This is a genomic window from Mesorhizobium tamadayense (assembly GCF_003863365.1).
Classification (GTDB): Bacteria; Pseudomonadota; Alphaproteobacteria; order Rhizobiales; family Rhizobiaceae; genus Mesorhizobium; species Mesorhizobium tamadayense.
Window position 1 is genome coordinate 24,549 of the sequence record NZ_RQXT01000026.1, and the last position, 14,967, is coordinate 39,515.

Consider the following 14,967-nt stretch of genomic DNA (forward strand, 5'->3'; position numbering starts at 1 on the left):
CATGACCGGCCCCTCCGGGCTGGCAGAAGAGGAGAATGTCATGAAGAAGAGCTGGAAGAAACCGACCATGTGCCAGGTTGCTGCGGGCTTCGAGATTTCGCGGTATCTGCCTGCTGAAACTCCTCCCAGGAAGTAGGCCGCAGCGGTGCGTGTCCCTGGCAACAGGGGCATGCATCCCCTTGCCGCGTAAGGTCGTCGCGACGGGCTTTGCCGCGGGAAACGCGGGCGCGAAGCTGTTTACAGCCGAGAATTTCCTGCCGGGCAAATGGGCCGCGGAGCAGGCATTGCCATGCGCGTGAAGATCATCGGATCGGCGGCGGGAGGCGGCTTTCCGCAATGGAACTGTAACTATCGCCTGAGCCGCGCGGCTCGCACCGGGATGGCCGGCGTGCATTCGCGAACCCAATCAAGCGTTGCGGCATCGGCGGACGGGACCGGCTGGGTTCTCTTCAACGCCTCGCCCGACATCCGTCAGCAGATCGCGCAAACGCCTGAACTGCAGCCCGCGCACGATGCGCCGCTGCGCTCGACACCAATCCGCGCGGTGGTGCTGACCAATGCCGACGTCGACCATATCGCCGGCCTGCTCAGCCTGCGCGAGCGGCAGCCTTTCGCGATCTATGCAACGGCACAGGTGCTGGCGACGCTGGAGGCGAATTCGATCTTCAACGTTCTCGATCCGGCAATCGTACCGCGGCGCCTCCTGGCAGCGGAAAAGGAAGCTGCGCTCTGCGATGCGAACGGCCACGAGACTGGCGTTATCGTCGAGAGCTTTCCGGTGCCCGGGAAGATAGCGCTCTATCTCGAGGACACAGCCCATCCAGACGCCGATTTCAGCTCAGACGCCGGCGACACGATCGGAATCCGTATCGCCGGGGTCGGCGGGCGCGGCGCTGTCTTCTACATCCCCGGCTGCGCGCGCGTCGATGCCGCCTTGCGCGCGCGCCTAGCCGATGCCGCCTGCCTGCTGTTCGACGGCACCGTCTATACAGACGACGAGATGATCGTTGCCGGCGTCGGCCAAAAAACCGGCGCGCGCATGGGGCACCTGGCAATGTCGGGAGCAGTAGGTTCGATCGCCGCCCTGGCCGATGTGAGGATCGGCCGCCGTATCTTCGTCCATATCAATAACACCAATCCTGTTCTGGACGAGAATTCCGCCGAGCACGCGGCGGTCAAAGCGGCTGGCTGGGAAGTCGCCGGCGATGGGATGGAGATGGAATTTTGAGTGATTTCCACGACGCGGCCGAAGGCGGCCTGTCCAAAAGCGAGCTCGAGGCCGTGCTGCGGCAGGTCGGCGCCGAGCGCTATCACAATCGGCACCCCTTCCATCACAAGATGACCAGTGGCGCCCTGTCGAAGGCCGAGATGCAGGCCTGGGCGCTGAACCGCTACTGCTACCAGGCCGTCATTCCGCGCAAGGATGCCATGATCCTGGCACATGCCGAGGATCCGGCGTTTCGCGCCGCCTGGCGCAAACGCATCGAGGATCACGACGGTGAGGACGGCTGGAGCGGCGGCATCGCGCGCTGGCTGCATCTGGCGACCTCGCTCGGGCTTGATGCCGAAGCCGTCAAGAGCGAAAAGCTGGCATTGCCGGCGACGCGTTTTGCGGTCGGCGCCTACCTTTCCTTCTGCACGAACCGCACGCTGCTCGAGGCGGTCGCATCGTCGTTGACCGAGATGTTCTCGCCGCTCATCATCGGCGAGCGGGTGCCGGCGATGCTGGCTAAATACGATTACATCACCGAGGACACGCTAGCCTATTTTAGCCGGCGGCCCGAGCAGGCATCGCGCGACGCCGACTTCGCCCTCGCCTACGTGCTCGAGCATGCCGACACGGCCGAGCACCAGCAGCAGGCGATCGACGCGCTGGTGTTCAAATGCGATATACTCTGGGCCATGCTCGATGCGCTTCAACATGCCTATGGCGCGCCGACAAACATACCGCCAGGCGCCTTCCGCCCGGAGGCGGCGCGGTGATGGCGCTGCGCGAAAGGGCCATGGTGTCGTTGCGATCAGTGCCATCGCTGCCGAAGCACGTGCGCATACAATACGACCCCGTGCGGCAGGCCTTCGCCGTGCTTTCGCCGGAGAAGGTGTTCTGGCCGAACGAGATCAGTCTCGACATATTGCGCCGCTGCGACGGGCGGTCCACGGTCGGCCACATCATCGCCGATCTTGCCGCCGAATATGACGCCGAGCAGGAGGCCGTGGCGGCCGACGTCATCGCCTTCCTGCAGGAATGGTCGGACAAGCTGCTGGTGAAGCTATGAGCGAGCCCCTTCTGCCTCCAATCGGCATGCTGGCGGAACTGACGCATCGCTGCCCGCTGCAATGCCCCTACTGCTCCAACCCGCTCGAATTGCTGAAGGCCAATCGCGAGCTCGACACACAGACCTGGCTCGATCTGTTCTCGCAGGCCACCGATCTCGGCGTCCTGCAGGTGCATCTGTCCGGCGGCGAGCCGACGCTGCGCCGCGACCTCGAGCAATTGATCGCCGGGCTTTCGGCGCGCGGTGTCTACACCAACCTGATCACCGCCGGCATCGGCATTGCCGAAGGCCGCATCGAAGCCTTTGCCGACGCCGGTCTCGACCACCTGCAGCTGAGCTTTCAGGGTGCCCGTCCGGCGACCACCGACCGTATCGGCAACCACCGCGGCAGCCATGAAAAGAAGCTGGAGACGGCACGCCGCGCCCGCGCGGCCGGACTGCCGCTCACCATCAACGCGCCGATCCATCGTCACAACATCGAGGAGGTGCCGGAATTCATCGATATGGCCGTTTCGCTGGGCGCCGAGCGGCTCGAGATCGCCAACGTGCAGTACGCCGGCTGGGCGCTGGCCAATCGCAATGCGCTGATGCCCGAACGCGCCGCGATCGACCGGCAGGCGGACATCGTCGCGGCGGCGCGCGAAAGGCTCACCGGCATTATGAACATCGATTTCGTTCCGCCGGATTACTTTGCCATCTATCCCAAGCCGTGCATGGGCGGCTGGGCGCGCGACGCCTTCATGGTGACGCCCGACGGTACCGTGTTGCCGTGCCACGCCGCGCAGACGATTCCTTCGCTCCGCTTCGAACGCTTCGCAGAGCGCTCGCTCGCCGATATCTGGACCGATTCACCGGCATTCAATGCCTTCCGCGGTACCGAATGGATGCAGGAGCCTTGCCGAAGCTGTGAGCGGCGCGAGATCGATTGGGGCGGCTGCAGATGTCAGGCGATGGCGATCGCCGGCGATGCCGCTGCAACGGATCCGGTCTGCATCAAGTCGCCGATCCACGCACGCATGGCCCTGCTCATCGACGAAACCCGGCGCGCCGCGGCGGATATTTCGGCGGACGAAGCCTTCATCTATCGTCGGATAGGCGCTGTGACGGAGCTCGCCTGACCGTTCATAGCTGAATTTCGGCGCGGTGGGATTTGCGCGATTGCTGTTGTCGTTGCCCGCCTAAGCCATTTCGGGGCGCCTGGAGGCCTCGCGTATGGCCTTGTGGACATTGCGCTGCAGGTCCATGAAGGCGGCGCTTTCCATGACCTCTTCGCGGCGCGGGCGCTCGATATCGACGTTGAAGGTCCGCATGATGCGCCCTGGCCCGATGCCCATGACGGCGATGCGGTCCGACAGATAGACGGCCTCTTCCACGTCATGGGTGACAAAGAGCACGGTGAGCCTGTGCTCCTCCCAGATCTGGGTCAAGAGTTCCTGCATCTGATGCCTGGTCAGGGCATCGAGCGCACCGAAGGGTTCGTCCATCAGCAGCATCTTGGGGCGGTAGGAAAGCGCGCGCGCTATGGCGACACGCTGCTTCATGCCGCCCGAAAGCTCGGATGGATAGAGATTGGCCGAATGCGGGAGCTTGACCAGGTCGAGATGCTCAAGCGCGATCCTGCGGCAGGTCGAGCGATCATGACCGGCGGCCTTGAGCGCGAACTCGATGTTCTGCTGCGCCGTCAGCCAGGGCAGCAGCGTGTAGGACTGGAAGACGACGCCGCGGTCTAGGCCCGGCTTCAGGATCGGCGCGCCGTCGATGGCAAGATCGCCGGCGTCGAAATCCTGCAACCCGGCCACGATCGACAAGAGCGTGCTCTTGCCGCAGCCCGACGTGCCCACCAGCGAGACGAACTCGTTGTCGGCGAGATCGAGATTGATATCCCGCAGCACTTCGGTGCGCCGGGCTCCGGTACCGAAGCTCTTGTGGAGACCTGCGATCCGCAGCTTGGGGAAACTCATCGGCCGCACCTCATTGCGCGTGGCCTTCCTGCCGGAACAGCACTTTCCCCAACGCCTTCATGACTTGGTCGGTGATGAGGCCGAGCACGCCGAGCAACAGGATGTAGCCGATGATGGTGTTGGTCTGGAAATAGCGCTGCGACACGGTGATGCGATAGCCGAGACCAGACGTCGCCGCGACGAGCTCGGCCAGCACGAGCCAGGTCCACGCCCAGCCCAGGCTGATGCGCAGCGTATCCCAGATGCCGGGTAAGGCGCTGGGTACCACGATGCGCGTCAGTATCTTGCGATCCGGCAGGCCGAGCGTCCTGCCGAGGCCGACGAAGTCCGCGGGAACCCGTTTGACATTGTCCATGATCATCAGCACCTGCTGGAAGAAAGTGCCGATGAAGATGATCAGGAATTTTTGGGCGTCGCTGGTCCCCGACCACAGGATAGAAAGGGGCACGAAGGCGACCACGGGCATGTAGCGGATGAAATCCACGAGTGGCTCGATCGCCGCTTCCCAAGCCCTGAAGCTGCCGATCAGCACGCCAATCGGGATGGCCAGCGCCGAGGCGATCAGAAAGCCGATCGAAATACGATATATCGAGGCCTTGAGGTCCAGCAGCAACGTGCCGTCGGCCCAGAGCTTGCCGAGCTGTGTCGCCACGCTCGCGGGTGACGGCAGGAAAATGGGCTTCACCAATTCAAGGCCCGTCGCCACCCACCAGGCGAGGCCGAGGCAGGCAAAGACGGCCACGGCGATCATCAGGAAGCGGGAGCGCGCGATGGGCGCGCCGATCCCGGAGGACCGGCGGCGTCGCGTCGCCTGTTTGGCAACCGGCCCCGTTGCCGGGCCGGACGGGCTCGCCTTGATGGCAGGCTCGTCTGGCATCTCAGCTACCACGACCCGGCCTACTGCGCGGCCTTGACGAACGCCGGATCGATCATCTGCTCCGGCGTCACATCGGCCTGGAGCAACCCGGCATTCTTGGCCGCGGCCTCGACATCGGCGAATGTCTTGGTGGAAAATTCGCCGGTGAGAGCGTCCTTGTTTTCGGCTAGTGAGAAGTAGCGCACGCCGTCGAAGGCGGTGTTGAGGTCCTCGACGCTCGAACCGACCGCCTTGGAAATGATGGCGCGGCCGTCGGGCGTGTCGGCCTTGTAGGCCTTGAGCGCCGCGTCCCAGGCCTTGATCATGGCAAGCACCTGGCCGGGACGTGACTTGATCACCTCATCGCGCACCACGAATACGTCGCTGATCAGGCCCGGATCCTCGCCCGCGGTGAAGAGGAGCTTGACGTCCTTGTTCTGCGCCCTGGCCGCGGTGAGGTAGGGTTCATAGGTGACCGCGACCGGAACCTGGCCCGCGATCAGCGCGCTGCCGGCATCCGCCGCCGGCATCGGCACCGGCTGCACATCGGCGATCGACATGCCGTTCTTGGCCAGCGCATATTTGAGCAGGATGTCGCTGGTCGTGCCTTCCTCGAAGGCGACCTGCTTGCCCTTGAGGTCGGCGATCGAGGCGATGTCCTTGCCGGCGATCATGGCGTCGGCCGTCATGCTGACGTCGAGCAGAAGCACGATCTTGACCGGCAGGCCGGCCGCAACCATGCCCATCGCGGTGTGGGTGGCGATGTTCGCCGCGTCGAGCTGGCCGCTCGCCAAGGCAGCGTTGATGTCCTTGTCCTCGGCGAAGTTCACGATCTGGACGTCCGACAGACCGCTTGCCTTGAACAGGCCCTTGGCTTCGGCGATGTGCCATTGGCCATAGCCGAGCCACGGCTCTATGCCGATCTTGAACGATCCTGCTTCAGGCGTCGCGGGAATGGCCGCATCGGCAGCGTAGGCCGCCGGGGCGAACCCGATCGCCGCAGCCAAAGCGAGTGCACGAAATTGTCCTCTAAGGTTACGCATCATCTTTGTTCCCCTTGATGATCAGGCCGCTTTTTGAACCAAGCGTCCGGCCCTGGTGAGAAATGCGGCTTCCGCTCTTGCGGCACTCATGCCTCGGCATTTTACCTGCCACTTCAATGCGAATGCACGGATATTCAACGTCAGCGACAATGGATGTCAAGGCTAAAATACATACATGCATATACAAGTTGCGCAGATGCTTCGATCCGGGTCCGCTTAGTCGCCATCACGGGCTTTTAGAAGGGGAATAGCGGCTGCCCAGCGAATACCGGCTTCCGACATAGGTCAGCTTGCTGATGGTGGCGACGATCGCGCCCGTCCAGGTCCGGCGGTGCAGAAGCAGGCAGCAGCTGCCGACATCGACGGCCAGGTGCCGCGCCGTCTCGGCATCGGCCGGGATGGCGGAGATGATATGCTCGACCTCGGTCACCGGCGTCTTCTGCATGAGGTAGTCATAGGTCGCCGTCTTCGAGAAGTCCTGCTTGTCGTAGTCGGGTATCAGGCTTGGATTGACGAAACGCTCCTCCAGTTGCACGGGCAGGTCGTTCTCGAAGTTGACGACGACGGAATGATAGACCGAAGTGCGTTTTGTGAACTCGAAGGACAGCGCCAGCTCCTTTGTCGGCATGATCTTTTCAAGGACGATGACCTCGGAGCGGTGCCTGTTGCCCCGCGCGACAATCTCGGCCGCGATGTTGTTGATCTCGATCAGGGTCGATTGCGGCCGGGGCGGCGCGATAAAAGTCCCCACACCCTGAAGCCGGATCAGAAACCCGGCCGAGGTCAGCTCCCGCAAGGCGCGGTGAACCGTCATCCTTGACACGCCGAGAGTTGCCACGAACTCGTTTTCGGACGGCAGCTTGCGATCCTTGCTCCACTTGCCCGTTCCGATGTTGGTCAGGATGTAGTCCTTGACCTTCTCGTAAAGAGGGCTGGCCGTATCGGGCAAAGCGATCATTTTCAAAGTCCTCTCCCGGCTGCTATCGGAAATCACCGGCAGGTTGCCGCATCCGGATGATTGTTTTCAAGCCGTCGCCCTGCCCCGCCAACAGGCGCTCATAGGCCGCGGGAATGTCGTCCAGGCCGATCTCGCGGTCGATCAGGCTGATCAGCGGCTCGCTCAGGTCGCCCAGCATCCGGATGGCGTCGGGAAGCTCGTCGGCGAAGGCATGGCATCCCAGCAACGCGATCTCGCGCTCGACCAGCACGTTGGGGTCGATGTCGAGGCGGCCATGGAAAATGCCGACCATCGCGACGGTGCCGCCTGGGCCCAGGACATCCAGCAACTGGTTCAGCGCGGCAATGCTGCCGGTCGCTTCGACGGCCGCGAGCAAAGGGGCATCGACAGTTGCGGCGGCGATGGCGTCGCGGCTGAGATCGACGATCGTGGCGCCGGTCACCCGCGCCACGCGGGCGCAGCGGCGCTCGTTGCGGTCAGCAACAAGCACCGTGCCCGGAAACGTTCGCGACAAGAGCAAAGCGGCGAGGCCGCCGATGGTGCCGCAGCCCACCACAAGAACCGAACCCGCCGTCTGCGGCAGGCGCCGCACGGCATGCAGCGCCACGGCCAGCGGCTCGGCCATGGCCGCCACCCTTTCGTCGAGCGCGGCGTCGACGACATGCAGCAGGCGCGCCGGCAGGCTCGTCTGTTCGGCAAACCCGCCGTCGCATACTTCGCCGACGAAGCCCAGCGAGACGCAGAGATGCCGCTTGCCCGCGTGGCATTGCGCGCATTCTCCGCACCAGAAACGGGAATCGGCGACCACCCGATCGCCCACGGCGACGGTGTCGACCCCCTCGCCGATGGCGATCACCGTGCCGGTCAGCTCATGGCCGGCCGTCGAAGGCGAGCGGCTTATCCATTGGCCGGTACGGAAATTATGGAGATCAGAACCGCATATGCCCGCGGCGTCGACCCTGAGCTTGACCCAGCCAGCGTCGGGAGCGCCGGGCGTGACGATATCCTCGATGCGCAGGTCACCGGGTCCATGGAGTCGTGCGGCTTTCATTGCGACTTTCCGTTCACGCGCCGAGATAGCGATCGCGGATTTCGGAAACCGCGTTCTCATGCGAGCTAAACCCCTCGTAACGGGCGAGCCTGCGGGCATGCCGGGCAAGTTCCGGATAGGCCGCTGACGTCACGTAGCCGACCGACGAGCGCTTGAGGAAATCCGTCACCGAAAGCGGTCCGTAGGTGCGCGCCCACCGGCTGGTCGGCAGCACCGCATTAGGCCCGAGGACGAAGTTGGCAAGCGTCACCGGCGTATGCGGGCCCATGAGGATCTCGGCCGCCTCGGTGATGTGTCCAAGATGCGCGAACGGCTCCCTGGACAGGATCTCGAGATGCTCAGGCGCATAGTCGTTGATGAAGCGGTAGCTGTCTTCGAGCGAGGCGGTCAGCACGATGCCGCCGCGCTTTCCGGTCAGCACCGCGCGCGAGAATTCGACGCGCTGCTCGGTCATGCGGGACCAGTGCTCGGGGAGCGCGGCCAGGGCTGCGTTGGCGACCTCGCGGCTGTGCGTCACGAGATAGGCCGAGGAATCCGGCCCGTGCTCGGCTTCGATCAACAGGTCGAGGGCGGCAAGGCCACCGTCGACGCTGCCGTCGGCAAAGATGATCGCTTCCGACGGGCCGGCCGGAAGACCCGTGTCGATGACCGAGGACAACAGGTTCTTTGCCGCAACCACCCATGGGCTGCCGGGGCCGACGATCTTGACGGCAGGCTTCACCGTCTCGGTGCCGTAAGCGACGGCGGCGACTGCATGGGCGCCGCCGCATTTGTACACGATCTCGACACCGGCGAGACGGGCGGCGACCAAGGTCGCGGCGTCGACGGAACCGTCCGAAGTCGGCGGCGTCACGATCGCGATCTGCGGCACGCCGGCGATCACAACCGGAACTGAGGTCATCATCGTTACCGACGGGAACGCGCCTTTGCCGCGAGGGACGTAAAGCGCGACGGAAGCGATCGGCGTGTACCTGTCGCCAGCATAGGCGCCGGGGCGGACTTCCTTGAGCCACATCGTCTCCGGACGCTGCTCCTCATGGAAATTCCTGATGTTCTCAATGCCGAAGCGGATGCTCTCGACGACATCCTTCTCGACCTTGTCGAATGCCGCATTGAACTCCGCTTCCGAAACCTTCAGGTTGCCGTCGGCCACATTGGCCTTGTCCAACTCTCTTGCGAACCGCAGCAAGGCCGCGTCGCCTTCGTTCCTGACGGCCTCGATGATCGGACGCACCTTTTCGATGAAGACCGACAAATCGCCTTCGGCGCGCTTCAGGAGGCTCGCCCGCTGATCGGCGCCGAGGGATGACAGGTCATGGAAGCTGATGTCGGACATGGCTGCTCCTTTTAGAAGGCAATGATGATTGGCGCTGATCGGTCACACTTCCGCAAGACGTTGAGACCGGCAATTAGATCCGCGCGGGATTGCAGCTGACAAAAGTATATACATGTACGTATAACGATCGCCAGCATTTTTGTAGCCTCACCCCGCCGGCGCCTCGCCTCAGATCGAGGCGAGAAAGCCCCCGTCCACCGGGATGGATTGGCCGGTAATGTAGGCCGAGGCATCCGAGGCAAGGAAAACCGCAATCCCATGCAGGTCCGAGAGGTCGCCGAAGCGGTGCTGCGGGATCTTGGCGAGCATCGATTGCTGCCATGCCTCATTGGAGTAGAACACCTCGGTCATTGCCGTCCTGAAATAGCCGGGGGCGATGGCGTTGACCCTGATCCCGAGATCCGCCCACTCTGCCGCCAGCGCCCGCGTCATGCCGAGCAGGCCCGACTTCGACGAGCCGTAGGGCACCGCCGTGGGGATTCCGACTTCGGAGGTCAGCGAGCAAAGGTTGATGATGGCGCCCGGACGACCGGCGTCCCGCATGTACCGCGCGGCGGCCTGGGCGCAGAAGAACGCGCCCTTGAGATTGGTATCGACGATCCTGTCCCAGAGCGCTTCATCGACGTCGAGCGAGGGGCGGACTTCTTCCGTGCCGGCATTGTTGACCAGAATATCGAGGCCGCCGAGCAGGCCGGCCGCTTCGGCCGTCGCCTCGCCGCACCGCCCGGCATCGGTCACGTCCAGGGCGATGGCGTGCGCGACGCCGCCGGCGGCGCGGATGGCTGCCGTCGTCTCCCCGAGCGAGGTGGGGTTGCGCGCCGTGACCGCGACATCGGCGCCGGCGGCGCTTAGCGCCTCGGCGATGCTGCGCCCGATGCCGCGGCTTGCGCCGGTGACAAGCGCTTTCCTGCCCGACAGGTCGAAGAGGGAAGCGTTGCGCATGTGATCCTCCTTGGCAAAGACCGGCTTCGTCGTCGCCCGAGCCTAGCCGATCATCAGTTACCTATACAAGCATATACAAATGATTTTCGACCGCGACAGTGATAGCGCGCGCCATGCGAGCGACAACCAACATTCCTCGTATGTTCTCGTATGGCCTGACGAACGTAAAGACGAAAGGAAGGAATAGCCCCCTTCACGCGAGCACTGCGATGTCGGTTGACGTCAGCTCGAAATGTAGGACCGATCGAATCCGGCTGTTTTGATTAGTCCCGCATGGTCATGCAACTCGACAACGCCATAGCGGAATGAGGCCAGGGCGGTCTCTCGCAGCGTTTTCAGGACGCGACTCACATGCACAGCCGAAAGCCCCAATGCGTCGGCGAGATCGGCCTGGGTCAGTGGGCATTCAAAGCGATCCGGATAAGTCGTTGCCGATCGATGTGAGCGGCAGGCCAGTTCGAGAAGAAAATGGGCCGTGCGCTCAACGGCTCCCCTTCTACCAATGCCTGCCAGATGCTCCGCAACCCTCGAATATCGACCCGCCTCAGCCCGCAGGATCGCTTCGCATATGGACGGCGGGTAGCGCGAAAAAGATGTATGGACAGGACCAGCCAACTCAATTGCGGTAACGTCCGATAGCGCCGTTATCGTCTCGCCCGCTTTTCCGGCGAACTCGATCACTGCAATTTCGCGAGGAAGCGCAAAATCGACGATGAGACGCGAGCCATTCGGCAATGTCTTGGCGAATGCCGCCCAGCCGGCGGTCATGATCAGGATAGAGGATTTGGCGTGATATTCGCCTGCAATGGTCGTGTTGGCCGGATAGGTGCGGCGCACGGCTCCCGGCAGTACAGAAATCGCCCTTTCCCAACTTGCGTCGGCAAGCGTAAGTCCGCTCGCCAATCCAAGAGCCTGCTTTGATAAGCTCATTTCCACTGAATAACCCCAGCCCGCGATCCACCCCCCCGGGTCAACTGATGCTGCAAACTATCGACTAGGCAAAAAGTTCCATCTATCTCTTCATCCGAATTGCATTGCAGCCTACCACATTTGGGTGCAGCCTGCCACCTTTGGGTACAACCCTACACCCTTGGTGGATTGGAAGCTCTGCAGACGGCAGAACTCGCCTTGCGAGCCACGACGGATCCGGAACAATATTGTAATACGGCGCCGACGTTAGGCAACAACGTCGCGACACACTTGCATACCATCTATGTGCAAAAGCCGACTGTATCGGTCTTGCGAGCGCGGCACCTTCGCGCCGGCCGGCGGTGACGGCCGGGAGACCGCAAATCTTTGGCGGGAGTCCGGCCGTATCTTGTCGGAGCAACGACGTTGCGCACGCGATACTGCGGACACTGTAAAAAGTCGAACCGAGCTGCTGATCTTCCCGGTCAGTGAAGCACGCCCTTACAGCTCACTTATCGAGTGGGCTTGTATCTGCCGGCAGCAATCCGAAGATCCTCGTCTTCGAACTTGTCGTTAGAGCTTCGACCCGACGATAAATCAAAATTGCGTCCTGCCGATTGCCTTGGCGCCGGAGGCGCAGATCCCGGACCGGGTGCTTGCAGCTCTTGCCAAGGCGGTCCGGGGATATATCGCGTCTCTCCTCCTGGATTGTCCGTCGCACCGACCGAAACGGTTTGCTCCATTGCTCCGGCTGCCGGCTTCCGGCGCGAACGCTTGGCGCTGTAAGTCTGCCGCCTTTCCTCGGCGACTTCCAGGCCGTCTATTACCGACGTGACCGATGCGAGGCGATCCTCGATCTGCTTCAAACGCTTCCAAGTCGAAAGCAGGGCAAATGAAACCAGCACACAATAGGCGAGAATGGCGGTGACCGCTCCCACCGAATTCTCGATGCCGAACAATATCAACGTGACGGCCCCGATAAGGACGGCAAGGGCCCCGTAGCCCAGCGGCCGGCCCCTAAGAAGAAGCATAAGCGGCAAGGTTGCGGCCAGCATAAGAATGACTCCAGGACTGTCGAGCACCCAACCTGTAAACCGCGGAACGATTTCGCTGTAAGTGTCCATGTCCACCTCAGAATCGCCCGAGGCCAGCCGTTCTCTCATCATCAGGCGCACCCCCTGACGATGGTAGCGTGGTAGTAGACCTCCCTGAGCGCGGGAGGAATGTGCCCGGCGATGTTCTAAAACTCTGAAAGGCACGTCGGGTAGACCAGATCGACCTTTAGCCGAATTACTACTCAATAATGGTAATGGCGGCGGTGTCCGCGAAGCTGATATGTTTCTGGCTTACCGGTGAGGCGATCGGTCAGTGGGCGCAGAAGAGCGATTTGGGCATGCCGGCGGGGCACTAACCCTTACGTTTCATGCGTTTGAGCGCGCTTAACAGCTAACTGCCCGAACCAATTTTGAAATGAAAGCCATTCAGCCAACGCTGAAGGGGTGGGAGTTGTGTTGCCGATCGTAAGGATTCTGAAATGGCAAGTCCAACTGACAATCCGATGATGATCCGGGAATTCCTGCCGCTCGACATCAGGGAGGTCTTCGATTTCTTTCTCCGCCGATGGAAGCTGGTGTGCGGAATTGCCGTCATCACTTTCGTACTGTTTACGGCTGCTGCCTATTTTCTTCCACCAACGTACACCGGTGTTTCGCAAATACTGCTTGACGCTCCGATCGACTATATGACTCCACAGGACTATTCCAATTCTGATTTTGCCGACAATCCAACATTCATTGAAAGTCAGATTGCTGTCTTGAGATCTGCGTCACTCCTTCAGCAGGTCGTCGATAGCCAAAAGCTAACGGAAGACCCCAATATCGGACCGGGGGCGTTGATCTGGCTCCAGAGCGCGCTGGGAGTTTCGCGCGTCGGGCTTGGGAACGTCATTGAGCTTGATGTAGGCGCGTACGACCCGCAAAAAGCGGCATCGCTCTCGAATGCAATTGCCCAGGCCTATGTGGCCGATCGAATAAAGTCCCGTTACGAAGGCGTCCAAAAAGCCTCCACATGGCTCAGTGATCGGGCCGCGTATCTTCGAGGGGAGCTCAGCCGTTCTGAACAAGCTGTCCAGAAGTTTCGGATCGATCACAATTTATTGGCGACGCAAGCGGGCAGCTTGACTGACCAGCAGTTGTCCGAATTGAACGTCGCCCTAATCAATGCGCGCGCCGAATTATCCGAGAAACGTTCGCAATATCAACAAGTTGATAAGGTGCGGGCTGCTGGAGGTGACATCCAGTCGATCCCGGACGTGTTGCAGTCCGTGGTGATCAACGCGCTTCGGGCTCAGCTTTCTGGAGTGACCCGGCGGGAAGCCGACCTTAAACTGAAATATGGCGAACGACATCCCGATGTCTTATCGGCTCAGGCCGAGCGCCGCGACATCGAGGGACAGATCGCAGCCGAAGTCCAGCGCCTTGTCGGCAATCTGAAGAATGAGGTCGATGCCGCCGAAGCCCGGGAGGCTTCTCTGGCTCGCGCCTTGGACTCGGTGTCCAACCGATCTGAAATCGAAGGTCAGGTTGGCGTCCAGCTGCGCGATCTGGAGAGGATTGCCGCCGCGAACAAGGAACTCTTTGAGACGTTCTTGTCACGCGCCAAGCTCACCGAGGAGAAATCCACGCTCCTCAACAGCGGCGTGCGTATAATCACCGATGCCAGTGTTCCGGGTTCACCAAGCTTCCCGAACAGGCCTCTTTTTGCGGCTCTGGGTCTGGTCTTCGGCATCTTCTTCGGCGGCGCCGGCGCCGTTCTGCGAGAACTTTTCGCATCCGGCTTCATGGCAAAGAAGCAGATCGAGGACGAGCTGGCCGTTCCGGTTCTTGCGTCCATGCCAAGGATGTCGGGCTGGTCTAAGGACGTCCGGTCCCAGCCTGTGGCCTATCTCGAGCGCAGACCACTATCCAGATACAGCGAAGCGGTGCGGCGGCTCCGCCTCGGCATCCAGGCAGCGCCGGAACTGGACCATTCGCCGCGCCTCATGCTGGTGACGTCGGCGATGCCCGGCGAGGGAAAAACCACTCTGGCATTGAGCCTGGCCTGCTCCGCCGTGGCCGACGGCGAACGGGTTCTGGTGATCGATGCGGACTTGCGCCTCTCGGCCACCACGGCCTTCTTCGGCATGGCTGACAAGGTCGGATTGGTCGATCTGCTGACGTTGCCGGTGAAGGCCACAAACGCAATTCATCTGGACGAACGGTCAGGGATTTCCCTGATGCCGGCCGGAGCGAGGACCCGCAACCCGCCTGCCCTTCTTGCTTCGGCGCGAATGCGATCGCTCCTCGATGAAGTCCGGGGAAAATTCGACACCGTGATCATTGACGCGCCGCCTGTCGGACCCGCGGCCGATGCCTCGATCCTGGCGAGGCATGTCGACAAGGTCGTCTTCGTCGTGAAGTGGCGGGAAACCTCGCGCGAGGCCGTCGCCGAAGGAATTCGACATCTTGGCGATCGGTCCAAGCTTGCCGGCATTGCCCTGACGATGGTGGATGAACCAAAGCTGCCTAGATATGGTCGTTACACATCGCTCGAAAGCAGTGTCTCGGATAGTTACTATCTCAACTAGAGAAGAGACA

15 protein-coding genes are annotated in these 14,967 nt (G+C 62.1%); 6 read left to right on the forward strand and 9 right to left on the reverse strand.

Annotated features, from left to right (window positions below; translation table 11 throughout):
• The first annotated feature begins 1 nt into the window (after position 1).
• The 5 genes from EH240_RS39670 (at position 2) to pqqE (ending at position 3,394) form a co-directional block, all read left to right on the forward strand.
• The gene (locus EH240_RS39670) at positions 2–136 is read left to right on the forward strand and encodes a hypothetical protein (protein WP_281035141.1); all 135 of its coding nucleotides are present in this window, start codon (positions 2–4) and stop codon (positions 134–136) included.
• A 153-nt stretch (positions 137–289) separates the two neighbouring features.
• Entirely contained in the window at positions 290–1,228 is a 939-nt protein-coding gene (gene pqqB / locus EH240_RS20430) for a pyrroloquinoline quinone biosynthesis protein PqqB (RefSeq protein WP_125001949.1), read from the forward strand.
• Positions 1,225–1,983: a pyrroloquinoline-quinone synthase PqqC gene (pqqC, locus tag EH240_RS20435; RefSeq protein WP_125001951.1), complete on the forward strand. Its 759-nt coding sequence runs from the start codon at positions 1,225–1,227 to the stop codon at positions 1,981–1,983. Before pqqB ends, pqqC begins: the two co-directional genes overlap by 4 nt.
• A complete protein-coding gene (pqqD, locus tag EH240_RS20440; RefSeq protein WP_245436215.1) occupies positions 1,983–2,276 on the forward strand; it encodes a pyrroloquinoline quinone biosynthesis peptide chaperone PqqD in 294 nt (97 codons plus the stop codon). The genes pqqC and pqqD overlap by 1 nt, the downstream gene beginning before the upstream one ends.
• Complete coding sequence (pqqE, locus tag EH240_RS20445) at positions 2,273–3,394, forward strand: pyrroloquinoline quinone biosynthesis protein PqqE (RefSeq protein ID WP_125001955.1); 1,122 nt, start codon at positions 2,273–2,275, stop codon at positions 3,392–3,394. The genes pqqD and pqqE overlap by 4 nt, the downstream gene beginning before the upstream one ends.
• Before the next feature lie 60 nt (positions 3,395–3,454).
• Here the strand turns inward: pqqE and EH240_RS20450 are convergent, their stop codons facing one another.
• From EH240_RS20450 to EH240_RS20495, 9 genes are all read right to left on the reverse strand, one after another.
• Positions 3,455–4,237, reverse strand: a complete 783-nt coding sequence (locus EH240_RS20450) for an ABC transporter ATP-binding protein (protein ID WP_125001957.1) — start codon at positions 4,235–4,237, stop codon at positions 3,455–3,457.
• 10 nt (positions 4,238–4,247) lie between these two features.
• On the reverse strand, positions 4,248–4,988 hold the full coding sequence (locus EH240_RS20455; RefSeq protein WP_167484092.1) for an ABC transporter permease: 741 nt from the start codon (positions 4,986–4,988) through the stop codon (positions 4,248–4,250).
• A gap of 146 nt (positions 4,989–5,134) precedes the next feature.
• A complete protein-coding gene (locus EH240_RS20460) occupies positions 5,135–6,136 on the reverse strand; it encodes an ABC transporter substrate-binding protein (RefSeq protein WP_125002047.1) in 1,002 nt (333 codons plus the stop codon).
• Between the two features lie 226 nt (positions 6,137–6,362).
• Complete coding sequence (gene hutC, locus EH240_RS20465; protein WP_125001961.1) at positions 6,363–7,094, reverse strand: histidine utilization transcriptional repressor HutC; 732 nt, start codon at positions 7,092–7,094, stop codon at positions 6,363–6,365.
• Positions 7,095–7,116: 22 nt separating this feature from the next.
• Complete coding sequence (locus EH240_RS20470; RefSeq protein ID WP_125001963.1) at positions 7,117–8,145, reverse strand: zinc-dependent alcohol dehydrogenase; 1,029 nt, start codon at positions 8,143–8,145, stop codon at positions 7,117–7,119.
• A 13-nt stretch (positions 8,146–8,158) separates the two neighbouring features.
• Complete coding sequence (hisD, locus tag EH240_RS20475; RefSeq protein WP_125001965.1) at positions 8,159–9,481, reverse strand: histidinol dehydrogenase; 1,323 nt, start codon at positions 9,479–9,481, stop codon at positions 8,159–8,161.
• A 168-nt stretch (positions 9,482–9,649) separates the two neighbouring features.
• Complete coding sequence (locus EH240_RS20485) at positions 9,650–10,423, reverse strand: SDR family NAD(P)-dependent oxidoreductase (protein ID WP_125001967.1); 774 nt, start codon at positions 10,421–10,423, stop codon at positions 9,650–9,652.
• Positions 10,424–10,645: 222 nt separating this feature from the next.
• Positions 10,646–11,326 (reverse strand): Crp/Fnr family transcriptional regulator, encoded by a 681-nt coding sequence (locus EH240_RS20490; protein WP_167484087.1) that lies wholly within the window; start codon positions 11,324–11,326, stop codon positions 10,646–10,648.
• Between the two features lie 518 nt (positions 11,327–11,844).
• Positions 11,845–12,456, reverse strand: a complete 612-nt coding sequence (locus EH240_RS20495; protein ID WP_125001971.1) for a hypothetical protein — start codon at positions 12,454–12,456, stop codon at positions 11,845–11,847.
• 410 nt (positions 12,457–12,866) lie between these two features.
• On the opposite strand from EH240_RS20495, the gene EH240_RS20500 reads away from it, so the two are divergent.
• A complete protein-coding gene (locus EH240_RS20500; protein WP_125001973.1) occupies positions 12,867–14,957 on the forward strand; it encodes a GumC family protein in 2,091 nt (696 codons plus the stop codon).
• The last annotated feature ends 10 nt before the right edge of the window (positions 14,958–14,967 follow it).

What these genes read in the sequence shown, in the direction of transcription:
- EH240_RS39670 (WP_281035141.1), top strand. Translation starts at nt 2, where the DNA reads ATGACCGGCCCCTCCGGGCTGGCAGAAGAGGAGAATGTCATGAAGAAG.
- pqqB (WP_125001949.1), top strand. Translation starts at nt 290, where the DNA reads ATGCGCGTGAAGATCATCGGATCGGCGGCGGGAGGCGGCTTTCCGCAA.
- pqqD (WP_245436215.1), top strand. Translation starts at nt 1,983, where the DNA reads ATGGCGCTGCGCGAAAGGGCCATGGTGTCGTTGCGATCAGTGCCATCG.
- pqqE (WP_125001955.1), top strand. Translation starts at nt 2,273, where the DNA reads ATGAGCGAGCCCCTTCTGCCTCCAATCGGCATGCTGGCGGAACTGACG.
- EH240_RS20450 (WP_125001957.1), bottom strand. Translation starts at nt 4,237, where the DNA reads ATGAGTTTCCCCAAGCTGCGGATCGCAGGTCTCCACAAGAGCTTCGGT.
- EH240_RS20455 (WP_167484092.1), bottom strand. Translation starts at nt 4,988, where the DNA reads ATGATCGCCGTGGCCGTCTTTGCCTGCCTCGGCCTCGCCTGGTGGGTG.
- EH240_RS20460 (WP_125002047.1), bottom strand. Translation starts at nt 6,136, where the DNA reads ATGCGTAACCTTAGAGGACAATTTCGTGCACTCGCTTTGGCTGCGGCG.
- hutC (WP_125001961.1), bottom strand. Translation starts at nt 7,094, where the DNA reads ATGATCGCTTTGCCCGATACGGCCAGCCCTCTTTACGAGAAGGTCAAG.
- EH240_RS20470 (WP_125001963.1), bottom strand. Translation starts at nt 8,145, where the DNA reads ATGAAAGCCGCACGACTCCATGGACCCGGTGACCTGCGCATCGAGGAT.
- hisD (WP_125001965.1), bottom strand. Translation starts at nt 9,481, where the DNA reads ATGTCCGACATCAGCTTCCATGACCTGTCATCCCTCGGCGCCGATCAG.
- EH240_RS20485 (WP_125001967.1), bottom strand. Translation starts at nt 10,423, where the DNA reads ATGCGCAACGCTTCCCTCTTCGACCTGTCGGGCAGGAAAGCGCTTGTC.
- EH240_RS20495 (WP_125001971.1), bottom strand. Translation starts at nt 12,456, where the DNA reads ATGGACACTTACAGCGAAATCGTTCCGCGGTTTACAGGTTGGGTGCTC.
- EH240_RS20500 (WP_125001973.1), top strand. Translation starts at nt 12,867, where the DNA reads ATGGCAAGTCCAACTGACAATCCGATGATGATCCGGGAATTCCTGCCG.